At 69.0% G+C, this 20,828-nt stretch carries 20 protein-coding genes; 5 read left to right on the forward strand and 15 right to left on the reverse strand.

Translation table 11 applies throughout. The annotated features are described in order from the left end of the window. Positions 1-71: 71 nt before the first annotated feature. The 3 genes from ACVXZ4_RS04560 to allB form a co-directional block, all read right to left on the reverse strand. A complete protein-coding gene (locus ACVXZ4_RS04560) occupies positions 72-554 on the reverse strand; it encodes a nucleoside deaminase (RefSeq protein ID WP_461797051.1) in 483 nt (160 codons plus the stop codon). Continuing rightward, a complete protein-coding gene (pucL, locus tag ACVXZ4_RS04565; protein ID WP_461797052.1) occupies positions 551-1,444 on the reverse strand; it encodes a factor-independent urate hydroxylase in 894 nt (297 codons plus the stop codon). Before pucL ends, ACVXZ4_RS04560 begins: the two co-directional genes overlap by 4 nt. Before the next feature lie 95 nt (positions 1,445-1,539). Beyond that, complete coding sequence (allB, locus tag ACVXZ4_RS04570) at positions 1,540-2,874, reverse strand: allantoinase AllB (RefSeq protein WP_461797053.1); 1,335 nt, start codon at positions 2,872-2,874, stop codon at positions 1,540-1,542. A gap of 134 nt (positions 2,875-3,008) precedes the next feature. Between allB and ACVXZ4_RS04575 the strand changes: the two genes are divergently transcribed. Together ACVXZ4_RS04575 and ACVXZ4_RS04580 are read left to right on the forward strand one after the other, a co-directional pair. After that, complete coding sequence (locus ACVXZ4_RS04575; RefSeq protein ID WP_461797054.1) at positions 3,009-4,061, forward strand: methylenetetrahydrofolate reductase C-terminal domain-containing protein; 1,053 nt, start codon at positions 3,009-3,011, stop codon at positions 4,059-4,061. Next, entirely contained in the window at positions 4,058-4,672 is a 615-nt protein-coding gene (locus ACVXZ4_RS04580; protein WP_461797055.1) for a class I SAM-dependent methyltransferase, read from the forward strand. The genes ACVXZ4_RS04575 and ACVXZ4_RS04580 overlap by 4 nt, the downstream gene beginning before the upstream one ends. Here the strand turns inward: ACVXZ4_RS04580 and ACVXZ4_RS04585 are convergent. From ACVXZ4_RS04585 to ACVXZ4_RS04625, 9 genes are all read right to left on the reverse strand, one after another. Then, positions 4,659-5,051 (reverse strand): PPOX class F420-dependent oxidoreductase, encoded by a 393-nt coding sequence (locus tag ACVXZ4_RS04585; RefSeq protein ID WP_461797056.1) that lies wholly within the window; start codon positions 5,049-5,051, stop codon positions 4,659-4,661. The genes ACVXZ4_RS04580 and ACVXZ4_RS04585 overlap by 14 nt on opposite strands. Positions 5,052-5,063: 12 nt before the next feature. Continuing rightward, the gene (locus tag ACVXZ4_RS04590) at positions 5,064-5,648 is read right to left on the reverse strand and encodes a pyridoxine/pyridoxamine 5'-phosphate oxidase (RefSeq protein ID WP_461797057.1); all 585 of its coding nucleotides are present in this window, start codon (positions 5,646-5,648) and stop codon (positions 5,064-5,066) included. Next, positions 5,645-6,424, reverse strand: coding sequence for a creatininase family protein (locus tag ACVXZ4_RS04595; RefSeq protein ID WP_461797058.1), 780 nt, complete (start codon positions 6,422-6,424; stop codon positions 5,645-5,647). Before ACVXZ4_RS04595 ends, ACVXZ4_RS04590 begins: the two co-directional genes overlap by 4 nt. After that, on the reverse strand, positions 6,421-7,740 hold the full coding sequence (locus ACVXZ4_RS04600) for an FAD-binding oxidoreductase (protein WP_461797059.1): 1,320 nt from the start codon (positions 7,738-7,740) through the stop codon (positions 6,421-6,423). Before ACVXZ4_RS04600 ends, ACVXZ4_RS04595 begins: the two co-directional genes overlap by 4 nt. A 31-nt stretch (positions 7,741-7,771) precedes the next feature. Next, positions 7,772-8,560, reverse strand: coding sequence for an SDR family NAD(P)-dependent oxidoreductase (locus ACVXZ4_RS04605; RefSeq protein ID WP_461797060.1), 789 nt, complete (start codon positions 8,558-8,560; stop codon positions 7,772-7,774). 7 nt (positions 8,561-8,567) lie between these two features. Then, positions 8,568-9,743: an ABC transporter substrate-binding protein gene (locus ACVXZ4_RS04610; protein ID WP_461797061.1), complete on the reverse strand. Its 1,176-nt coding sequence runs from the start codon at positions 9,741-9,743 to the stop codon at positions 8,568-8,570. Positions 9,744-9,816: 73 nt separating this feature from the next. Continuing rightward, positions 9,817-10,683, reverse strand: a complete 867-nt coding sequence (locus ACVXZ4_RS04615; protein ID WP_461797062.1) for an ABC transporter permease — start codon at positions 10,681-10,683, stop codon at positions 9,817-9,819. Further along, on the reverse strand, positions 10,683-11,462 hold the full coding sequence (locus ACVXZ4_RS04620) for an ABC transporter ATP-binding protein (RefSeq protein WP_461797063.1): 780 nt from the start codon (positions 11,460-11,462) through the stop codon (positions 10,683-10,685). Before ACVXZ4_RS04620 ends, ACVXZ4_RS04615 begins: the two co-directional genes overlap by 1 nt. A gap of 5 nt (positions 11,463-11,467) precedes the next feature. Beyond that, entirely contained in the window at positions 11,468-12,721 is a 1,254-nt protein-coding gene (locus tag ACVXZ4_RS04625) for an amidohydrolase family protein (RefSeq protein ID WP_461797064.1), read from the reverse strand. Positions 12,722-12,993: 272 nt separating this feature from the next. Between ACVXZ4_RS04625 and ACVXZ4_RS04630 the strand changes: the two genes are divergently transcribed. Continuing rightward, positions 12,994-13,524: a helix-turn-helix domain-containing protein gene (locus tag ACVXZ4_RS04630; RefSeq protein WP_461797922.1), complete on the forward strand. Its 531-nt coding sequence runs from the start codon at positions 12,994-12,996 to the stop codon at positions 13,522-13,524. Beyond that, a complete protein-coding gene (locus ACVXZ4_RS04635; protein ID WP_461797065.1) occupies positions 13,521-14,462 on the forward strand; it encodes a PDR/VanB family oxidoreductase in 942 nt (313 codons plus the stop codon). The genes ACVXZ4_RS04630 and ACVXZ4_RS04635 overlap by 4 nt, the downstream gene beginning before the upstream one ends. Positions 14,463-14,708: 246 nt before the next feature. Here the strand turns inward: ACVXZ4_RS04635 and ACVXZ4_RS04640 are convergent, their stop codons facing one another. Continuing rightward, positions 14,709-15,995: an amidohydrolase family protein gene (locus tag ACVXZ4_RS04640; RefSeq protein WP_461797066.1), complete on the reverse strand. Its 1,287-nt coding sequence runs from the start codon at positions 15,993-15,995 to the stop codon at positions 14,709-14,711. Between the two features lie 105 nt (positions 15,996-16,100). Here ACVXZ4_RS04640 and ACVXZ4_RS04645 point away from each other — a divergent pair, with 105 nt between their 5' ends. Next, on the forward strand, positions 16,101-16,997 hold the full coding sequence (locus ACVXZ4_RS04645) for an XdhC family protein (protein ID WP_461797067.1): 897 nt from the start codon (positions 16,101-16,103) through the stop codon (positions 16,995-16,997). Between the two features lie 275 nt (positions 16,998-17,272). On the opposite strand, the gene ACVXZ4_RS04650 is transcribed toward ACVXZ4_RS04645, so the two are convergent. Next, positions 17,273-19,966: a molybdopterin-dependent oxidoreductase gene (locus ACVXZ4_RS04650; protein ID WP_461797068.1), complete on the reverse strand. Its 2,694-nt coding sequence runs from the start codon at positions 19,964-19,966 to the stop codon at positions 17,273-17,275. Continuing rightward, positions 19,963-20,805 (reverse strand): FAD binding domain-containing protein, encoded by an 843-nt coding sequence (locus ACVXZ4_RS04655; protein WP_461797069.1) that lies wholly within the window; start codon positions 20,803-20,805, stop codon positions 19,963-19,965. Before ACVXZ4_RS04655 ends, ACVXZ4_RS04650 begins: the two co-directional genes overlap by 4 nt. Positions 20,806-20,828 lie beyond the last annotated feature (23 nt).

Consider the following 20,828-nt stretch of genomic DNA (forward strand, 5'->3'; position numbering starts at 1 on the left):
CAACTCTGCAACGCAGAGTCGCGCGACCTCGCGCCCCGCCGTGCGCTCGACAGCGCAGCAAGCGCCGCAGCTCAGTACTCCGTGCGGGCCTCGTTCGCGAGCCAGGCGTCGAAGGGTGCCGGGGACTGGGGGATCCGCACAGATTCCACCGGTACGTGCCACGTGGCGCGGTCGCGCGCGAACAGCTCGTAGAACTCGAGGTCGTCGAACCCTCCGCGGGCGGCATCGTGCCGGTCGGCCGCGAACACCACCCGGTCGACTCGCGCCCAGAGGGCCGCGGAGAGGCAGAGCGGGCACGGCTCGCAGGAGGTGTAGAGCGTCGCGCCGGCCAGCGAGAACGACCGCTCCGACTGGCAGGCGGCCCGGATGGCCACGACCTCGGCGTGCGCGGTCGGGTCGAGGTCGGCGGTGACCCGGTTCTGCCCTTCGGCCACGAGCACGCCGTCTCGCACGATGAGTGCCCCAAAGGGTCCGCCTCCGTTCGCGATGTTCAGGGTAGCGAGCTCGACAGTGCGTTCGAGCCACCCGGCATCGACCGGTGAGATCCCGGTCATGCGAGACCCGCCGATGCGCGCCAGGCCTGGCCGGCATCCGGGGCGTCGTCGCGGAGGATGGTGGCCTCGATGAGTCCGTATGGCCGGTCTGCCGCGATGAAGACCTCATTGCTGTTGTCGAGCCCGAACTGGCCGATGTCGTAGCTGAAGTGGTGCCGGTTCGGTGCCTTGAGCCGCACCTCGGCGATCGACGGATACGCCTCGAGCACCGCCTTGCCCATGTGCCACAGGGTCTGCTGCAGCGCGAGCGACTGCAGCGTCGCGAACTCGCGCACGAGGATCCTCTTGATGTCGCGGTAGACCTCGTCCCACGCGACATCCGTGGTCGTGAAGCGCCACTTGGCGTCGAGGGCGGTCGCCATCACGCGGTCGTGGGTCTCTGCGAGAGTCGTGTAGCCGTCGGTGAGGAACCCGGCGAACTCCGAGCCGGTGGACTTGAGGATGACGAGTTCCTTGAATCCGCCGATCACGTGTTCGCCCGATGCATCCACCGTCACCGCGGCGGTACGGATTTCCTGGCCTTTGCGCAGCCAGGTGTGGTCGTGCTCGGCGCCGTCGACGATGGCGCGTTCCCAGGCGTATTCCTCGATCTCGATCCGGGCGCCCTCGACCGGGTCGACGTCGTGCACGAAGTGGCGGGCGAGCTCGAGTCCGAAGCTCTCGATCGAGTCGATGCCCTTCGATTTGGCGAACGCGAACGCGGTGTTCTTCTGGGTGTCGGTCGGCAGCACATTGGACTGGTCGCCGACGAGGTACGCGGGCTCGAACGGGCCGCGCAGCGCCGTGGTCACATTGAGGTCTCGGATCTCGTGACGCGCCGAATCGCGGTAGATGCGCACCAGTCGCGACTCGGCTTTGCCGTACTGGTTGTCGCCAAGGATGATTGCCATCTCCGGATCCTCCCAAACTCGTGTGACGACGATGTTTCCGTGGTCAACATTCTGTGTGACAGCACAGCGTGTGACAGCACAGCGTGTGACAGCGTTCACGGACGGACGAGCAACTGTCCGTCGGCCGGCGCGTCCGCGGACACGGACACCGGATGCCCGGCGAGCCAGGTCGTCCGCACGATCCCGCGCAGTTCTCGGCCGTCGTAGGCGCTCACCGGGTTCTTGTGCAGCAGTTCGGCGGCGTGCACGGTGAAGGTCGCGTCCGGGGCGAAGGAGACGAGGTCGGCGGCGGCCCCGACCGCGATGCGACCCTTCGTCGCGAGGCCCGCGAAGTCCGCGGGGCCGGTGGACATCCATCCGATCACGCGTTCGAGGGGGATGCCGCGGCGGGCGGCTTCCGTCCAGACGGCGGCGAGTCCCGTCTGGAGACCCGCGATGCCGCCCCAGGCGAGGCCGAAGTCTCCGTCGTGGGCGAACTTGAGGGCCGCGGTGCTCGGGCTGTGGTCGGTGACCACGATGTCGATGTCGCCATCGAGCAGGGCCTGCCACAGCGCATCCCGGTTCGCGCCGTCCCGGATCGGCGGGCAGCACTTGAACTGGGTGGCCCCGTCGGGCACCTGCTCCTCGGTGATCGTGAGGTAGTGCGGGCAGGTCTCGACCGTGATCGCCAGGCCTTCGGCCCGTGCCGCGCGCAGAGCGGGAAGCGCGGCGGCGGACGACAGATGCAGGATGTGGGCCCGCGCTCCGGTGCGGCGCACGCCCGCGATGACCCTCTCGATGGCCGTCACCTCGGCCGCATCGGGGCGGGACTCCACGAAGCGGCGGTAATCCGTGCCGCCGTCGTCGGCATGGGCGTCGAGCACGCCGGGGTCTTCCGCGTGCACGATGAGGACTCCGCCGAAGCCGGCGATCTCCTCGAGTGCCCGCTCGAGCTGGGCCGCATCGAGGTGGTCGAATTCGTCGACACCGGAGGGGGCGAGAAAAGCCTTGAAGCCGAAGACGCCGGCGTCGTGGAGTTCACGCAGGTGGCCGAGGTTCTGCGGCACGGCCCCGCCCCAGAATCCGATGTCGACGATCGACGTGCGGGCGGCCTCCCTCTTGACCGCGAGCGCCGGCACGGTGGTCGTCGCCGGGATGCTGTTGAGCGGCATGTCGATGAGCGTCGTGACGCCGCCGGCGGCGGCGGCCTGGGTGGCGCTGGCGAAGCCCTCCCACTCGGTGCGCCCCGGCTCGTTGATGTGCACGTGGGTGTCGACGAGACCCGGGATGAGCACCTCGTCATCGGCGAGGGTCACCACGAGGTCGCCGTCGAGTGGCTGTGCGGACACGGCGGTGATCATGCCCTCGCTGACGCCGATCCATGCCGGACGGAATTCCCCGTCGACGAGAGCGGATGCCGCCCGCACGACCCACTCGAACCGTGCGGTCATCCGCTGCCCCTCCGTCGTCCTGACCTTTCATTATTCAGGAGGTTGTGGGGCGGGAGGGACAGTTGCGCACCACCGGGAACCCGGGAGGCTGCATCCGCCCGATCCGGCCCCACAGGTTCCTGAATAATGAGGGGATGACGATCGCGCCGCTGGCGGAGTGCCCCAAGCACATGGAGTACGGGCCGTGCGGCGGCGTCGAGTTCGACGGCAGCTGCGAGGTGTCGCCGGCCCGGTGCGTGTTCCTCGATGCGCAGACCGTGCGCTGGCACGGTGTCAAGCGTGCCCGGGAGCCGGGCGCAGCCGACCCGGTGCCCCTGCCTACCGCTTCGATCGGAGCGCAGCGGATGCGGGCACTCCTGGCCACCCGACCGGTGATCGTCGCCGACTTCCCGGCCCGCGCCCTCGATGCCGCATCGATCGCCGAGTGCGCCGGCATCCTCTCCGGCCGCGTGGATGCCGTGCTCGCCGGGGATGCCGGCGCGGCCCGCGTGCAGTTCTCGCCGAGCTACCGCGCCCACCTCATCCAGTCCGCGGGCCTCGCGGTCTGGGCCGGATTCAACTGCCGCGACCGCAACCGGGTTGCGCTGGAGGGCGAGCTCGCCGGTCTCGCCCACGTCGGGGTGGCGGGCGTGCACTGCGTGACCGGCGACCACACCCTCACCGGAAGCCGACCGGACGCAGCCCCGGTCTTCGATCTCGACTCCACCGAGACGGCGGCTCTCGCCCGCGCCGCCGGCCACCTCGTCTCGGTTGGAGAGTCCCCGGCCACACCCCCGGTCGACCGCCGACCGGCCCGGCTCCTCGAGAAGATGCACGCGGGGGCCGAGGTCTGCTTCGTCAACCACGCCGGGGGCGCGGCACCGGTGGCCGGGTTCATCGATGCCGCCCAGCAACTCGGGGCCGCCATGATGTTCATCCCCTGCGTACCGATCGTGGTCGATCACGAGAGCGCGGCGCTGCTGCGCACCTTCACCACCCTCGTGCTCCCCGAGGGATACCTCGACCGGATCCTCGCAGCCCGTGACCCCTTCGCCGAGGGTGTCTCCGCGGCCGTCGAGCTCGGGCGCGAGTTGCTGCAGATCGACGGTGTGCGCGGCGTCAACCTCTCCGGGGGCACGGGACCCGGCCGCGAGGCCTGGTTCGCCGAAGCGCTCGCCCGAATCTCCGACGAATTGGATGTGTCATGAGCAATGCCTTCTGGAACGACCGGTATGCGAAGGCCGCGGCCGAGGGCGCGGCAGTCTGGTCGATCGAGCCGAACGCCTGGATCGCGCAGGTCACCGGCACGCTGGCCCCGGGCACGGCCGTCGACCTCGCGGCGGGCGAGGGGCGCAACGCCCTGTGGCTCGCGTCACGCGGGTGGAACGTCACCGCGGTCGACTTCTCCGGCACGGGACTGGCCATCGGCCGGCAGCGCGCCGCCGAGGCCGCGCTCGACCTCGCCTGGGTGACCGCGGATGCCACCACCTGGGTCTCCCCGACCCCGGTCGACCTCGTCGTCATGGCCTACCTGCAGTTACCGGCGGCAGAGCTCACCGCGGCGATCTCGAACGCGACGGCCTCCCTCACTCCCGGAGGCACCCTCGCCCTGATCGGCCACGACAGCGAGAACCTCGAGCACGGTGTCGGCGGACCGAAGGATCCCGCGATGCTCCACGACCTCGAAGTGGTGCGCGCCGCCGCCTCCGGCCTCGACATCGCCGAGTGTCGTCGCTACGACCGCACCACGGCGGATGGCGCCGTGGCGATCGACACCATCCTCCTGGCCACCAAGCCCGCGTCGGCTACCGCTCGATGAAACCGGCGGATCCGAGCATCCGCTCCACCCGTACCGCGATCGCGACCCGCTCGGGGTTCACGCGGGGCTGGCGGTAGCGCGCGGCGTACCGGGTCACCGCGAGCGCGACGCTCTCGGGATCGTCGAGCACCTCCGCCTGGCCGATGAGGGTGACCCAGCCGGCACCCTCCACCTGGCAGATCGTGGCATGGCCCGAGCGCCGGGCGTTCAGCACTTTCTGCGAGGACCGCGAGGTGATGATGAACGCGGTGTCGTCGTGAAGCGTGAATCCGACCGGCACCGTATGGATCGATCCGGTGCGGGACAGGGTCGAGAGCGTGGCCAGATGCCGCTCGGTCACGAACCGGATGCCATCTTCGGTGAGAGGGAGAGCGGACATGGCTCGATCATCTCACCCCGGGAGGTAGGCCACCGTCCAGCCGCCCGAGGTGGCGCGGTACTCGACGCGGCGGCTCGGGGTGTCCGAGCCGCTCGTCCAGAAGGTCATCCGGGTGGGACGCACGAGGAACCCGATCCAGGTGTCGGGCTGGGGGAAGACGGGGGTTGCCCCGTCGGAATGCTCCGCGGTGAAGGCTGCCCACCGTGCGCGACGTTCCTCGTCCGGGTACTGCGCGAACTCGAAGGTGTTCTGCCAGGCAAGCTGCTGCAGGAACGGGGACCGCGCACGGTAGGCCGCGCTGATCTCCTCGGCGGGGGCCACCTCTGCCCGGCCCTGCACCACGAGCTGCCTCGTGAATCCCGGCCAGAGGAAGGTCAGCGCAACGGCCGGGTTGGCCACGATCGCCGCCGCCTTACGCGAGAGCGCGTCGGTGTGGAAGTAGAACCCCGAGGAGTCGTATTCGCTCAGCAGCACCGTGCGGGCATCCGGTTCGCCGGTGATGCTCACCGTGGCGAGATTCATCTGCGGGCGTTCGACTTCGTCGTTGGCGGGAAGCCACTGCTCGATCACCTGCCAGGGACTGCTCGGCTCGTTCACGGTTCGTGCCGGAATCCGGCGATCTCGGCGAGAGACGCGACCCCGTTCGCGACGGCCCGGTCGAAGATGGCGCGACCGTGCTCCGCGGTCGCGCCGGTCGCATCACCGATGACGCCCTCCGGTCCGAAGTCGTTCGACAGCCAGCCGAAGCTCACCGGCCCGCCGTTGAACTTGATGTACTGAAGGTCGGCCAGGTGATCGGGCACCCAGCGGGCCGCCTTGGTCATGTCGACGAGGTCGGGTCGCAGGTGCAGGATGAGGGACGTCTCGCCATGACCACCGTGGATGCCGAAGCCGCGCTCATCCGGTTCGTCGAGGCCATCCCCGGCCACGATGCCGGTGCCCATGAGGAAGGTGCGCAGCCCGAATCGACGTCGCAGCTCGCGCAGTGCGACCTGCAGGAGGGCGATGTTGCCGCCGTGCCCGTTGTAGAACACGAGCGTCTTGGCCGGGGTCGCGGCAACCGAGCGTCCGATGTCCACCACCGTCTGCATGAGCGTGTCCCAGGTGAGCCAGACCGTGCCAGGCGCCCAGTGGTGCTCGTCGGACTTGGTGTAGGCAAGGGGCGGAAGCAGCCAGACGTCCTGCCCCGCGGATGCTGCGGACTCGACCACCGCGCGCCCCACCAGGTCGGCCATGAGGAAGTCGGTCGAGAGTGGCAGGTGTGGACCGTGATGCTCGATCGCGCCGGTCGGGAGCACCAGGATCGAGTCGGCGGTGAGGGCGGCGGTCGCGGCCGGTCCCGACAGGTTCACGAGGTCGCGAGAGGGGCTCATGAGACCTTCGCCCCCGTGGACACCGTCGGTGCGATGAGCTTGCCGGGGTTGAGCAGTCGCTGCGGGTCTGTCGTCGCCGCGAGGGCGGCAGTTCGTTCCGGCTCGAAGTCCACGAACCACTGGTGCGGGTTGTGGTAGCCGACGCCGAGCTCGGTGAGCTTCTCGAAGCCGGCGAAGACCTCCTCGGCGCTGGAGTAGATACCGGCGAGCATGCCGATCGGGCGCTCGTGCTGCGCCTCGATGTGGAGCATCCCGCCGGGGTACACCGCGTGCACCTCGTCGATGCGGTCGACGAGCGCGTCGCCACTCACCTCCACGTGGAAGTAGCGATCGGGATATGCCTTCTGCAGGAACTCGATCGGGTGGTTGTACGACATCATGCTGATCTTCATGGTGGCCTGCGCACCCTCCCGCACGTCTTCGACCCGACCGCCGGCCGCCTCGACGAGGGCGGTCGCCGCGGCCACGGTCGAGAGGTCGAGGATGGCGCGAAGGCTCGCCCGGTCGGCGGGGATGCCCGGATCGGGCGGCAATGCGCCCGCCAGAGTCGGGAGATCGGCTGAAACCAGGCGGGGGATCGGCTCGAGCCGGCCGATCTCCCGGATCACCGAGATGGCCTGCTCGAAGGTGTCGAAACTCGCGAAGAATCCCCGCCAGTCCTGCAGGGGCTCGGTCACCACGGTCGCCCGGGCGATGATGCCGGCGGTGCCGTAGTTGTGCACGTAGGGCTGGGCGGCCTCACCGGCGACGTGCACGAGTGAGGCATCCGGAACGGCGTGCACCACGTCGAGGGCGGCGACGAAGCCCTGGCTGTTGGAGCCGTGCTTGATCGATCCCGTACCGCCGGAGCCGCCGGAGAGGAAACCGCCGAGCGAGGAGTTCGCGGTCGACGGGTACATCAGGATCTGCTGCCCGGCCTTGTTGGCGGCTTGCTCGAGGGCGGCCATCGAGGCCCCGGCTTCGGCGGTGATGAATCCGTCTCCGACTTCGATGATCGCGCGCGCCCTCGACATGTCGAGCACTAGGCCTCCCGCCATCGGGATCGCCTGCCCGTAGTTGCCCGTGCCCTTGCCGCGCGGCGTGATCGGGATGCCGTGCCGAACGGCCGCCGCGACCGTCGCTGCGATCAGCTCGGCGCTCGCGGGGTAGGCCACCAGTTCGGCGAGCCCGAGCGGCAACTGCTCCTTGATCACGGGGGAGAGGTGGGCCCCGTCGGTGGAGGCCCTCTGGCGCGCGGCGAGTTCGACACTCACTCCACGATCGCCGAGAAGTTCGCGCAACTCGGCTTCGAGCGCCGCGAGGGGGGAGTCGTTCATTGGTGTTCCTTTGGTTCGGTGTGCCGGGAGCTCAGTGCATGACCATCCCACCGGTGACGTTGATCGCCTGTCCGGTGAGATAGTCGGCGTCGGGGGACGCGAGGAACAGGGCGACGCCCGCGACATCAGCGGGCTCGCCGAGCCGGCCGAGCGGGGAGTAGCTCGACCAGGTCTTCACGTCGTCGTCGGTGCGGGTGGTGGCGCCCATCTCGGTGAGCACGTAGCCGGGGCACAGGGAGTTCACGGTGATGCCATGGCAGCCCCATTCGAGCGCGGCCACGCGGGTGAGCGCGACGACCGCGGCCTTGGACGCCGCATAGTGCCCCTCCCCGGCGCCGCCCTTCTTGGCGGCCATGCTGGAGAGATTGATGATCTTGCCTCCGGTGCCGCTCGCGATCATCATGCGCGCACACACCTGCATCGTGGTGAGCATGGCCCGCGCGTTCACCGAGAACACCTCGTTCCAGTCGGTCACCGTCACCTCGAGCAAGGGGGACAAGCGCAGGATTCCGGCGCTGTTGACCAGGATGTCGACGCCGCCGAGCCGGGCGATCGCGGCGGATGTCGCGGACTCGGTGTCTGCCGCATCCCCCAGGTCCACCGGCAGGAAGCCTCCGCCGATCTCGCTCGCGAGCGCCGTTCCCTCGTCGACCAGTCGATCGAGGATCACCACGGTCGCGCCCTCGGAGGCGAATCGGCGGGCGATCTCGCCGCCGATCCCCCGGGCGCCACCGGTGACGACGACACGCTTCGTGAGAAGTCGCTGACCGGGTGCCCGCGCAGGGCGGGCCAGGGTCGTCGTCACCAGTGGATCACTCATGGGTGGATCAGAATCCGATCGACGTGTCGAGGAATTCGTTGGTGAACAGGTCGGTCGCCTTGAGGCCGGACTTGGGTGCGGAACCCGAGGCGGTGAACAGCGGGGTGTCGATGTCGATGACCTTCTGAATGCGAGCCTCCTCCATGTCGCCGACGTAGGCGTTGGATCCGTTCGAGGCGATCTTGAGCTTCTTCATCTGGCTGACGCCGAAGTTAGCGACCTTCTCGGAGTAGACCCAGCCGTTGTTGAACGCCGTCACGAGGTCGGCGACCAGCTTGTTGGTCGCGGCCGGCTTCGAGATGTAGTCCACGTCGGCCTGCTGCAGCACCGGCACGAGCTTCTTGAGGCACGGGCTGAGGGTGGAGAGCTCGGACGAACGCACTGACATCGCTTCCGGGTAGATGGGGTATCCGGTGTCGTTGATCAGCTGGAAGTCGACAGGCTTACCCCAGGCCGAGACCTCGTTCTGGTAGATGTACGGCTCGGCGGTGGCGAAGCCCTGCTGGCCGTCCTTGCCCTTCGCGGTGACGAACTTGGCCGGGGTGCCGTCGTAGGCGCCATCGGTCTGGGCCTCCGGGAGGATGCCCGATCCCTGCAGGTAGCCCATGTAGGCGGCGCCCTGGAAGTAACGCACGACTCCGCCGTCATCCTTCAACGCCGTGGCGAGTTCCTTGATGGTCTTCACCTTCGGGTAGGTCGCCGGGTCCCACATGATCATCTGCGGGGAGATGTCGTTCTCGGCGAAGACCGCCGTTGTCGGCAGGCTCGCGGACAGCTGCACGGCCTCGTCGGTGGAGACGTAGCCCAGGGTGATGTCCTTGTCCTTGTACATCTCCGAGCTCACGGTGGAGAATCCGATGGCCGGTCCACCGGAACGGATCTCGACCTTGACGCCGGTGGACTTGCCGCTGGCGTACAGGTCGCCGCTCACGGACTTCTTGTCGGCGTTGATCACCGGGTTCGGTCCGAGCAGCTGGTAGAGATGCCCGTGATCGGCCTCGGGGTTCCAGTCGGTCTGGATGGTGACGGTGGCCGGGCACACGCCCGAGAGGTCGACGGCGCCTGCTGCGGCGGTCGGCGCTGAACTGCTGCTGGGTGACGCGCTGGCACAGCCGGCCAGGGCGATTCCGGCAGCGAACACCATGCCGACGGCGATGGTGGAGCGAACTGCTGTTTTGTGCATTGGTACTCCTCGTGTGCTGTGTGATTCTGCGGGTGATTGCGAAGGGTTGTGCGGGTGGAAATCTGGGGGTGAATCAGCCGAAGTCGTACCACTTGCCGATCGCCAGGCGGCTGAGCCATCCGAAGAGAAGGAAGACGGCGACGCCGAGCAGCGAGGCGGTGAGGATGGCCGCGTAGGTGCCCGCGCCATTGAGTCGGGATGTCGAGACCTGGATCAGCACGCCGAGACCGGGGGTGCCGCGCTGGAAGAACTGGTCCCCGACGATGGCGCCGATCACCGAGAGCCCGGCCGCGTTGCGCAGCCCGACGAAGATCGATGGCAGTGCCGCAGGGAACTGCAGCTTCGTGAGCGTCGTCCACTTGCTTGCGCCCTGCAGCTTGAACAGCTCGCGCTGGGCGAGATCGGTGGATTGGAGTCCGAAGAGCGTGTTGGACACCATCGGGAAGATCGAGATCATCACCGTCACGATCACGCGGGAGAGGAATTCGTAGCCGAAAAGTGCGCCGATCAGCGGCACGAGGGCGAGGATCGGGATGCACTGCAGGATCACTGCGTAGGGGAACAGAGATCGCTCGACCCACTTCGCCTGCGCCATGAGGGTGGCCCAGACCACTCCGATCACGATGGCGATGACGAGACCGGTGAGGGCGACCTGGGTGGAGTTGCCGAGGTCGGCGACTAGTTGGGGGGTGAACAGCGGATCCGCGAAGGCGGCCTTCACCACCAGGTGCGGGTACGGCACGAGGAAGGCGAGCTGCTGGCTGGCGTAGTAGTTCGCCACGAGGTACCAGAGCCCGACCAGCACGGCGAGTACTGCGAGCGGAGGCCACCACTGATTGGCCCGCCGGGCGTAGACCCGGTTGATTCGTGCCTGCCGGAGCGCGCGAGGGGACACCGCATCGCCGGCGCCGGAGGCGAATTCCGAGCCTGCGATCGACATCAGTGGTGCCCCTCTCGCAGCGCGTGCGAAACCTCGCCGACGAGTTCCGCGAACTCCGCGGTGAAGCGGATGTCCGGATCCCGCGGCATCGGGAACGGCACGTCGAAGGTGCCGACGATCGATCCGGGGCGGCCGGACATCACGACCACCTTTGTCGAGAGGTACACCGCCTCGGAGACCGAGTGGGTGATGAAGAGCCCGGCGAACTGCTTCTCGACGAAGAGTCGGAGCAGCTCGTCGTTCAGTCGCTCCCTGGTGATCTCGTCGAGCGCACCGAACGGTTCGTCGAACAGGAACAACTCCGGCTCGAGGGTGAGTGAGCGGGCGAGCGAGGTGCGCATCTTCATTCCACCGGAGAGCTGCTTCGGCAGGTTCTTCTCGAAGCCGCCGAGCCCCACGAGGTCGATCGCCTCCTGCGCCTTCGCGCGACGCTCCTTCGGCTTCACTCCGCCGAGCTCGGCGAGCAGCTCGACATTGTCCTGAACAGTGCGCCACGGCAGCAGCGTCGCATCCTGGAACACGTAGCCGATGCGTTTGGTGTCGACCTCGGCGGTGCCGACCGACGCGGTCTCGAGCCCGGAGGCGATGCGCAGCAGGGTGGACTTGCCGCAGCCGGACGGCCCGACGACGGTGACGAACTCACCCCGGTTCACGGTGAGATCGATGCCGCTGAGCGCCACAGTCCCGTTGGGGAACTGCATCGCGACATTGCGGAAGTCGAGCAGCGTGTTGTTCGCCGCAGCGGAGCGCGACGGTTTCGTGGGTGCTGGTGCGGACATCAGCATCACCTCGTTTCGGCTAGGGATTCGGTGGGGAGAAGGGCGGGGGCGGCCACGTCATAGCTCACGGTGCTCTGCGCGACGAGGCGTCCGGCGTGGATCACGAACCGGTCGGCGGAGGCGTTGGCGATCACGTCCGAGAGGTTGGTGCCTCGCACGGCGAGCAGTTCTGCTGCCGCACCGACCCGCACCCCGGCGTCGGGCAGCGACATCACCGACCGGGCTCCGGAGCTCACGGCCGCGTAGGCCTCGTCGAGCGTGAGGTGCCCGGCCGAGACGAGCAGCGACGCGGTCTCGAGCGCATCACTGCGCCCGACGGGATTGAACGGATCGCGCACGTTATCGGCGCCCGCGGCGACCCGTACTCCGGCATCCAGCAGCGCGCGCAGTGCCGTGAGCCCCCGCGGGGTGCCCACCGGGTGCTGCCAGCCCTGCAGGTAGAGGTTGGTGATGGGCAGCGAGATGATGCCGAGGTCGCTCGCGACCACCTCCGCGATCACGGCGGCGAGCTCGGAGGGTTCGAGAGTGCCGAGCCGCACGCAATGACCCGCGGATGCCGGCACAGTCCAGTCGCGTACCAGCCGGGCGTACTCCCCGAGGGTCGGTGCTCCCGTGAGACTCTCGTCGGTGTGGATGTCGGCGCCGACCCCCCGCCGCTCGGCGATCCCGATGAGGCGGCGAAGGTCGGCGATCGGATCTTCGGCGAGATGCGGCGCGCCACCCACGAGATCGACGCCGAGGTCGAGAGCCTCATCCACGTGCTCGCTCGGCACGAAGGGGCCGGCGAGGGCCACAAGCTCGATGTCCATCAGTTCACGCAGCTCGTCGCGCACTCGCACCAGGGCGCGCACGCCCCGCATGGGGTCGTCGCCGACCAGCATGTCCACGTGGGAGCGGACGGCGGTGGTGCCCTGGCGCAGCAGCAGCAGCGCGGCCGCGCGCGCCCGGTCGGCGATGCTCTCGACGGTCATCACCGCGGTGTAGTCGCGCCAGGACTGGATCGCGAGCTCGAGGTCTCCCATCGGCGGATCGATCAGATCCCAGGAGAGTGCCTTGTCGAGATGGGCGTGCGGTTCCGCCGGGGCGGTGAGGAGCAGGAAGCCCCTCAAATCGAGGGAGTCGGGGCCGCCTCCGTCAGCGATGTGCCCCGCCGGGAACACTCCGCTCACTGTGCCGCCCTCGAGCGTGACATCCACTCGCGACCCGTCGGGCAGCGTCGCATTCGTCAGGTGATGGATGCTGCGAGGCAGGGATGACACGGTGCTGCACCTTCCTCGAACGGCGGGGGTGGGCGACCATCGCACCGGTGAGCTGGTCGCAGAAAAATGTTGATATCGTCAACATCATCGAATCTAGGGACGCCCCGTTTCCGACATGTAACGGCATCGTTTCCATCTATTAAGCCTGAGTCCGTCGGGTTGCCCGGGCCGCTCCCGTCCTGCAGGATCGCTAGCGCTCTCACAGTGAGGAGGACCCCGTTACTACCGTCGATTCCGCGATTGACCTGCAGGCCGAACGAATCGGCATCCGCATCCGTCAACTGCGTCGAGCCAGAGGACTAACTTTAGTCCAGCTCGCTGTGAGTGCGGACCTGTCGCACCCCTTCCTGAGCCAGCTGGAGCGGGGCCGGGCACGCCCGAGCATGACCTCGCTGGAGAAGATCGCGCGCGCGCTCGGCAGCAGCCAGCTCGAGCTGATGGCCGAGGCGGAGGATGACCCGGCCGACCAGTCGGACATCGTGGTGGTGCATGCCGACCAGGGCACTCGTGGACCCTACGGCGATGGTGAGGGCCGATTGCTCGTGCACGGTCGCCGACGCTTCCACCCGATGGAGTTTCGCGGATCGAACCAGGTGCCGGGCGAATTCTACGAACACGTGGGAGACGAATTCCTCCATGTGGTGTCCGGGGTCGTGCAGGTGGACTTCGAGGGCAGGGAGTCGTCGGTTCTCAGCGCGGGCGACTCGATCTACTTCGCCGGGGGCATCCGTCATCGCTGGCACGCCGCCGAGCCGGGCGGCTACCGGCTCTTCGTGGTCAAAGAGAAGCCAGAGGGCCGATGAGCTCGCACGAGACCGAGTTCGAGGCCGTCGTGGTCTCGCGCAGCCGCGCCGCCGACTCGATCGAGGTCTTCGAGCTCGCGCGGGCCGACGGCGCAGCGCTGCCACGGTGGCAGGCGGGCGCGCACATTGACCTCGTGCTGCCGTCGGGTGACGAGCGTCAGTATTCCCTCCTTCCCGCGGTGTCGCCGGAGTCCCCGACCTGGCGCATCGCCGTGCTGCGCGAGCCGTCCGGCCGAGGCGGATCGCTGTGGCTTCACGACTCCCTCCTAGCGGGAGCGTCGATCAGGGTGCGCGGGCCCCGCAACCACTTCGAATTCGCGCCGTTCCCCGGATCGCCCGTGCTGCTCCTGGCCGCCGGGGTCGGCATCACCCCGATCGCGTCGATGGCGCGCGCGGCCGCGGCATCCGGAATCCACTACGACCTGCATTACTCGGGGCGGTCCAGGTCGGCGCTCGCGCTGCTCGACGAGGTCGGGGAGGCGACCCTCCACCTCAGCGACGAAGGCACGAGGTTGGATGTCGCGGAGCTCCTCGAGTCGCTCGACCCGATGGCCACGATCTACGCCTGCGGCCCCACGCGCTTCATCGAGGCGGTCGAGGCCGCCGCGGGCGGGCATCCGCTGCACGTGGAGCACTTCGAGGCCAAACCTCTTGCGGCGCCGGTCTTCGCGGGCGACTTCGAGGTGGAGCTCGCGCTCAGTGGCGAGACGCTCACTGTCCCGCCGGATCGCAGCATCCTCGAGGTGGTCGAAGAGGCCGGGGTGTTCGTGCTCTCGAGCTGCCGCGAGGGCACCTGCGGCACCTGCGAGACGCCGGTGATAGAGGGCGACGTGGACCACCGCGACTCGATCCTCACCCCGCTCGAGCAAGAGCAGAATGCCGTGATGTACATCTGCGTCTCGCGCGCGGCCTGCCCCCGGTTGGTGCTCGAGCTGTAGCCCTCAGCTGGTCGAGTAGGGAGCGCCAGCGACCGTGGGGCCACGCCGCCGGTTCCGATCGATTCGTCAGAATCGAGCGGCCGTGCCGGTGGGGAGCGAGACCCGTGCCGTCTGCTGGTCGAGTAGTTCGCTCAGCGGCCGTGCCGGTGGGGAGCGAGACCCGTCATGCGCGCAGTCAGGTCTCGACACGGCCGTGGACGGCCTACTCGACCGGCAGGGTGTCCCTACTCGACCGGCAGGGCGTCCCTACTGCACCGGCACCCGCTCCGCCAGCCGTGCAACCAGCTCCCTCTCGTCGGCGTTCACGAGTTCGTAGTCCCGCACCACCACCCGTCCCGCGACGACGACATGCTTCGGGCGGCGCCCGGGATTCGCCCACAGCAGCCCCGCCACGGGGTCGGCGACGCCGGCATCCGCGACACCCGAGACGTCCCAGACGCAGAGATCCGCGGCGGACCCCTCGCGAAGAGTGCCGAGGTCCGACCGTCCGAGACCCGCGGCGGACCCCGTCATCGCCATGCCGAGCACCGCGCGAGCGGCGAGCGGAGGTCCGACGAGCGGGGCCACCTGCATCGCGAGCCGGGCATCCGCCAGCAGATGTCCCGCGTCGTTGCTTCCGCCGCCGCTGGTGCCGAGGCCGACCGTGATGCCGGCCTCCCTCAGTGCCGCGACCGGCGCGATGCCCCATCCCATCGGCAGGTCGCAGCCCGGGGCGTGCGTCGCCGTGATGCCGGATGCCGCCAGCCGGCGGATCTCGTCCCCGGTCACGTCGCAGAGGTGGGCGAGCGTCACTCCGGGCTCGAGCCAGCCCCAATCCTCGAGCAGGTCGATCGGACGTCTTCCGTACTTCTCCAGCGCGATCGCGACATCCACCTGTTCGTTGGCTTGCGTGCGCCGACGCAGACCGTGCTTCGCGGCGACCTCGGCCAGCAGTTCGAAGGTCTCCCTGCTGTCGCTGTGTACCCCGGCGGGCCCGACCGCGAGCTGCAGCATGCCGTCCGCCGTTTGCGGAAGGAGCGCCTGCACGATCTCCTCGGCGGAGAGCGCCGCCTCCTCGGGATCGTCCCGGGCGGATCCCCGCACGAACACCAGCCTGCCGCCGAGGGCGCGGGCGGCATCCGCGGTCGCGGTCGCGATGGCCACGGTGTCCGCACCCGATGGCCAGGTCAGGTGGTGATCCGCGACGGTCGTGACGCCGCAGAGCAGTCCCTCGGCGACCCCGACGGATGCCGCGGCGCTCGCGAGCGACGCATCCACCCCCGCCCGGGCATAGGCCGTCGCCATCGTGGGCAGCCAGTCCCGCATGGCGACGCCGCGCGTGCCGGGAAGGGTGCGGAAGGCGGACTGCAGAAGGTGATGGTGCGCGTTGACGAGGCCCGGCGTGACGACGCATCCGCTCGCATCGAGGGTCTCGCTGTGCTCGCCGGGTGATCGTGTATCGGTCGCGACCACCCCGTCTCGTACCACCAGGGCACCATCGCGTTCGGTCGTCTCGTCGACGAGGATGCGGGTGGCGCCGGTGATTGTGAGCATGGTGATTTTCTAGCACCCGCGTGTGTCCGGCGCGTGACGTGGACCTGCAGCCGCCGCACAGCCGTCCGTAACCGCCCCGTTATGCGGCTGTGCGATCCTGAATCCATGTTCGAGATCGCCGACAGGCTGCTGGCGGCCGTTGCTGCGGGCCGTCGTCTTGCCGTCGCGACTGCCGTCTCGATCGAGGGCAGCGCACCACGCACCGCCGGTACCTCGATGGCGTTCGACGGCACTGCCGTGATCGGAAGTATCGCGGGCGGATGCGTCGAGGGCGCGGTCGTCGCCACCTGCGAACTCGTGCGTGCCGACGGAGTCACGCGCACTGTCGAGTACGGGGTGAGCGACGAGACCGCCTACTCCGTCGGACTCACCTGCGGCGGGCGGCTGCGCATCCAGGTGCAGCTGCTCACCGACGACCTCGTCGAGGCGTTGCGAACCGGGAGCGAGATCGAAGTCTGCTCGGGATTCACCGAACGGCCGCCGGTCGACCGCCACCTGATCGTGTTCGGTGCGATGGAGTTCTCCGCCGCGCTGTCGGCGGCCGCCCAGGTGCTCGGCTATCGGGTGACGGTCTGCGACCCGCGCCCCCTTTTCACGACGCCAGAGCGATTTGCGGGAGCCGAGGTCGTCGTCGCCTGGCCGACGGTCTGGCTCGAGAGCGCAGAGATCGACGATCGCACCGTGATCTGCGTGCTCAGCCACGACGCCCGGTTCGATGCCGAGCTCGTCGCGCTCGCGCTCGCGTCGCCAGCCGGCTTCGTCGGCGCGATGGGGTCGCGCCGCACACATGACCGCCGCGTCGCATCCCTGAGGGAGCGCGGAGTCGACGAGGACTCGATCTCCCGGCTGCGCTCGCCGATCGGCCTCGACCTCGGTGGCAGCACGGTGGAGGAGACCGCGGTCGCGATCCTCGCCGAGGTGATCGCGGCCCGGTCCGGGGCATCCGCGCTGCCGTTGTCTACCACGGCGGGGGCGATCCACCGGGTGCGTACCCGGGTTTGACGAGCCTGCGACTGTGCTGCGCGGCAACCCGCAGCACGTCTCGACCCGATCGCGAGTCTCCGTGGCAACACGTTCGCCCGAGGGCATCCCGGCAGCCGCTGGTGTTCGCGGATCAGGAGTGCCGCGCGACACGCCGCGCGCGGAAGGTTCGACACGCCGACACTCGCCCGAGACTCCTGATCCGCGAACAGGGCAGGCAATCGATGGGGGTCGGCGGAGCGAACGAACGCCTTCGGGGGAGTCCTTCGAAGGGAGACACGACCCGCGCCGGCCTCCTACGCGCCCGGCGACCCGGCCAGTCGCCACACCCGGTCTCGCGACATCGGCAGCTCGTGTGGTCGCACGCCGAGGGCATCCCGGATCGCGTTCGCCAGCGCCGGCGCCACCGGGTTGTAGGGCGCCTCACTCATGGACTTGGCCCCGAGAGGTCCGAGGGCGTCGAAGGTCTCGGCGAAGAGCACCTCGGTCACCGGTACGTCGGCGAACCGGGGCACGTGGTAGTTGCGGAACGCCGTGGTGGTGACGCGTCCCGCGCCGTCGAGGCGCATCTCCTCGTAGAGCGCGGTGCCGATCGCCTGCGCCGTCGCCCCCTCGATCTGCCCCCGCAGCTGCTCGGGATTGAGCACCGTGCCCGCGTCGGCCGCCTGCACTGACTCGAGGATGCGCACCTCGCCGGTCGCGGGATTCACCGCCACGCGAAAGCCGTGCACATTGAACGCCACCGAGCGCGGAGTGCCGTCGTGCCGGCCGCTCGCGGTGAGCGGTCCCTCGGCGAGCAGCTCCGACGCGGAGAGGAAAAGCGATCCAATGAGCACCCCGCCCCCTGACACGACCCCGCCGGGGACAGGCGAGATTGAATATGCTCGTTCGAGCATGAGTTCTGCGAGCAGCGATGCCGCAGCCAGTAGGGCCTTGCCCGCCACCACCACGCCGGCCGATCCGAACGCGCCCGTGTCGTATGCCACCACGTCGGTGTCCGATTGGCGAATGCGCACGCGGTCGACGGTCAGGCCGAGGGCGGATGCCACCAACTGGGCATGCACCGTCGTCGTTCCGTTACCGAACTCGACAGTGCCCACCCCAATCTCCACATCCCCGCCGGGCAGCAGGGTGACCGTAGCATCCGCGTAGTGCCCGCGCGGAGGCAGCGAGGCGATCATCGCGAGCGCCATACCGGTGCCGACCCGCCATTCGGGCGTGGACGCCGGCGGGGGCCCGGACAGCGCGTCCTGCACGAGGTCGAGGCACTGGTCGAGGCCGTACGAACCGTAGATGAGGTCGGTCTCGGCGTGCGGCTCCACGACGACCATGTCGTCCCCCGGCACCACGACGTTACGGCGCCGGAGCTCGAAGGGGTCCATCCCGAGCGTGCGGGCGAGCTCGTCCATCGCGGACTCGATCGCGAAGATCACCTGTCCAAGGCCGTAGCCGCGGAAGGCGCCAGAGGGCAGGTTGTTGGTGTACACCGATTCGGCATCCACCCGCTTGTTTGCACAGCGGTACACGCTGATCGACTCGTGAACACTGTGGTACATCACGCCGATGCCGTGGTTGCCGTAGGCACCGGTGTCCATCAGCTCGTCGATCGCCATCGCGGTGAGCGTGCCATCGGATGTCGCAGCAAGGGTCACCGAGACCTGCATCGGGTGCCGGGGCGAGGCGAGGGTGAACTCGTCTTCGCGGGTGAACTCGTACTGCACCGGACGCCCGGTGCGGAGCACGGCGAGGGTCACGAGGTCCTCGGTGAAGAGCTCCTGCTTTCCGCCGAAGCCGCCTCCGACCCTGGCGGTGAAAACGCGCAGCCGGTCGTGCGAGAGGTCGAAGATGTGGCACAGCTCGTCGCGCACGAGGTAGGGCACCTGGGACGAGGTGCGCAGCACCAGGCGGCCGTCGGCATCGAGCCAGCCACGGGTAGCGTGGGTCTCCAGGGCCGCGTGGCTCACCCGCTGCGTCTGCCAGGTGCCGGTGGCGACGGCATCCGCCGCGGCGATCGCCGCATCCACATCGCCCATCTCTCCGTGCATTTGGGCGAGCACGTTGCGCTCCGGTGCGGCCACCCGCTGGTCGATTCCCTTGTCGGCATGAAGCAGCGGAGCCCCCGGCTGACGAGCGAGCTCCGGGTCGAAGACGCCGGCGAGCACCTCGTACTCGACCTCGATCAGCGCGAGCGCGCGTTCGGCGATGGCGACGGTGTCGGCCACGACGGCCGCGACCCGCTGGCCGATGAAGCGCAGCACGGGATCGAGCACGAGGGTGTCATCCGGATCGTCGGTGCGCATCTCGTGCCGGCCGGTCGAGAACAGGGTAGTGGGGGAGTCGCGGTGGGTGAGGACGGCGTGCACCCCGTCGGCGTCCAGCGCGCGGGAGGTGTCGATCGAGACGATACGAGCGTGCGCGTGCGGGCTCTTCAGCACCGCGAGATGCAGGAGTCCGGTGGTTCGGAAGTCGAGGGTGAACTCCTCCTCGCCGGTGACGACCCGCAGGCCGGCGGGCGCCCGCACCGACTGCCCGGCGGCCTCCCCGGAAGCCGGGGACTGCGTGTTCGAGGTACCGCAGAGAGCATCGCGGATCGACCGGTAACCGGTGCACCGGCAGATGTTGCCCTTGAGGAGGCGTGGCAGGTCGTCGAGGTCGTCGTCGGTGAAGGTCGACGCCGTCACGATCATTCCCGCGGTGCAGAATCCGCACTGGAAGCCCGCGGCATCCACGAACGATTGCTGCAGCGGATGCGGATGCTCCGCACTCCCGAGTCCCGCGACCGTCGTGATCTCGGCCCCTTCGAGGCGGTGGGCCGGGTAGATGCACGAGTGGATCGGATCGCCGTCGAGCAGTACCGTGCAGGCACCGCAGTCGCCGCTGTCACAGCCCTTCTTCACGTCGAAGTGGTCGAGGTCGCGCAACACCGTTCGCAGCACCTGGCCGGGGGCCGGACTCGCTTCCGCGGGGGACCCGTTCACCGAGAATCTCATTCCAGCTCCCGTCGCAGCTGTTCGGCGAAGCGCACTCCGAGGGCGAGCCGCCAGTCGGGGGAGCCGTGGGCGTCGTCGTACCAGCAGTCGATGGCGCGCATCCGCTCCTCGAGCAGCGACGCGGCCGGCGGCTCGTCGAACCGCAGCTGCACCGGATGCGTCGTGCCCCCGGTCACGGTGAACACTGTCTGCCCGTCCGCCGCCCGCCGCGCGATCACGAGAGTGCCCGTGCGGCCGAGGTCGTTGAGCGCCAGGCGGCGGAACCCGGTGCGCGACTCGAGCGAGGAGCGGGGGATCTCGATCTCGCGCAGAACCTCACCGTGCTCGAGGGCGGTCTGCATCACGCCGGTGACGAGCTCGGCGACGGGCATCCGTCGCTCACCGCCCCCGGGCATCCAGATCACCGCGTCCGCGTCGAGGCCCGCCGCCAGCGAGATCATCGGCCCGGCCGGCAGCGCGAGCGCGATGTTGCCGCCGACGGTCGCGACATTCCAGATCTTGAACGAGGCGAGAAACGAGTTGGCGCATTGCCAGAAGAGCGCGAGCGGATCGGAGTGTGCCTCCACTCCGCGAGCTGCGTGAACCGGGTCCGTGCGCAACTCGAGCGGGGTGAGGCGGGAGAGCTCGGCGACCGTGCAGGTAGCCGCGATCACGAGCGCGGTCGCGGTGTACGTCACCGGCGGCCAGCCCAGCCGGGTGATATCCACCAGGCCACGCAGACCGGTCTCCTTCACCGAGTAGAGCCAGGTGCCCCCGGCGAGCACCTTCTCCCCTTCTCCGACGCGCAGGTCCGCGCGCGTGGCGGGTACCCGCACCTCCTGCACATCGATGAGATCCATTGTCTGATCAGTAAACAGCACGA

It is taken from the genome of Lacisediminihabitans sp. FW035 (assembly GCF_054880895.1).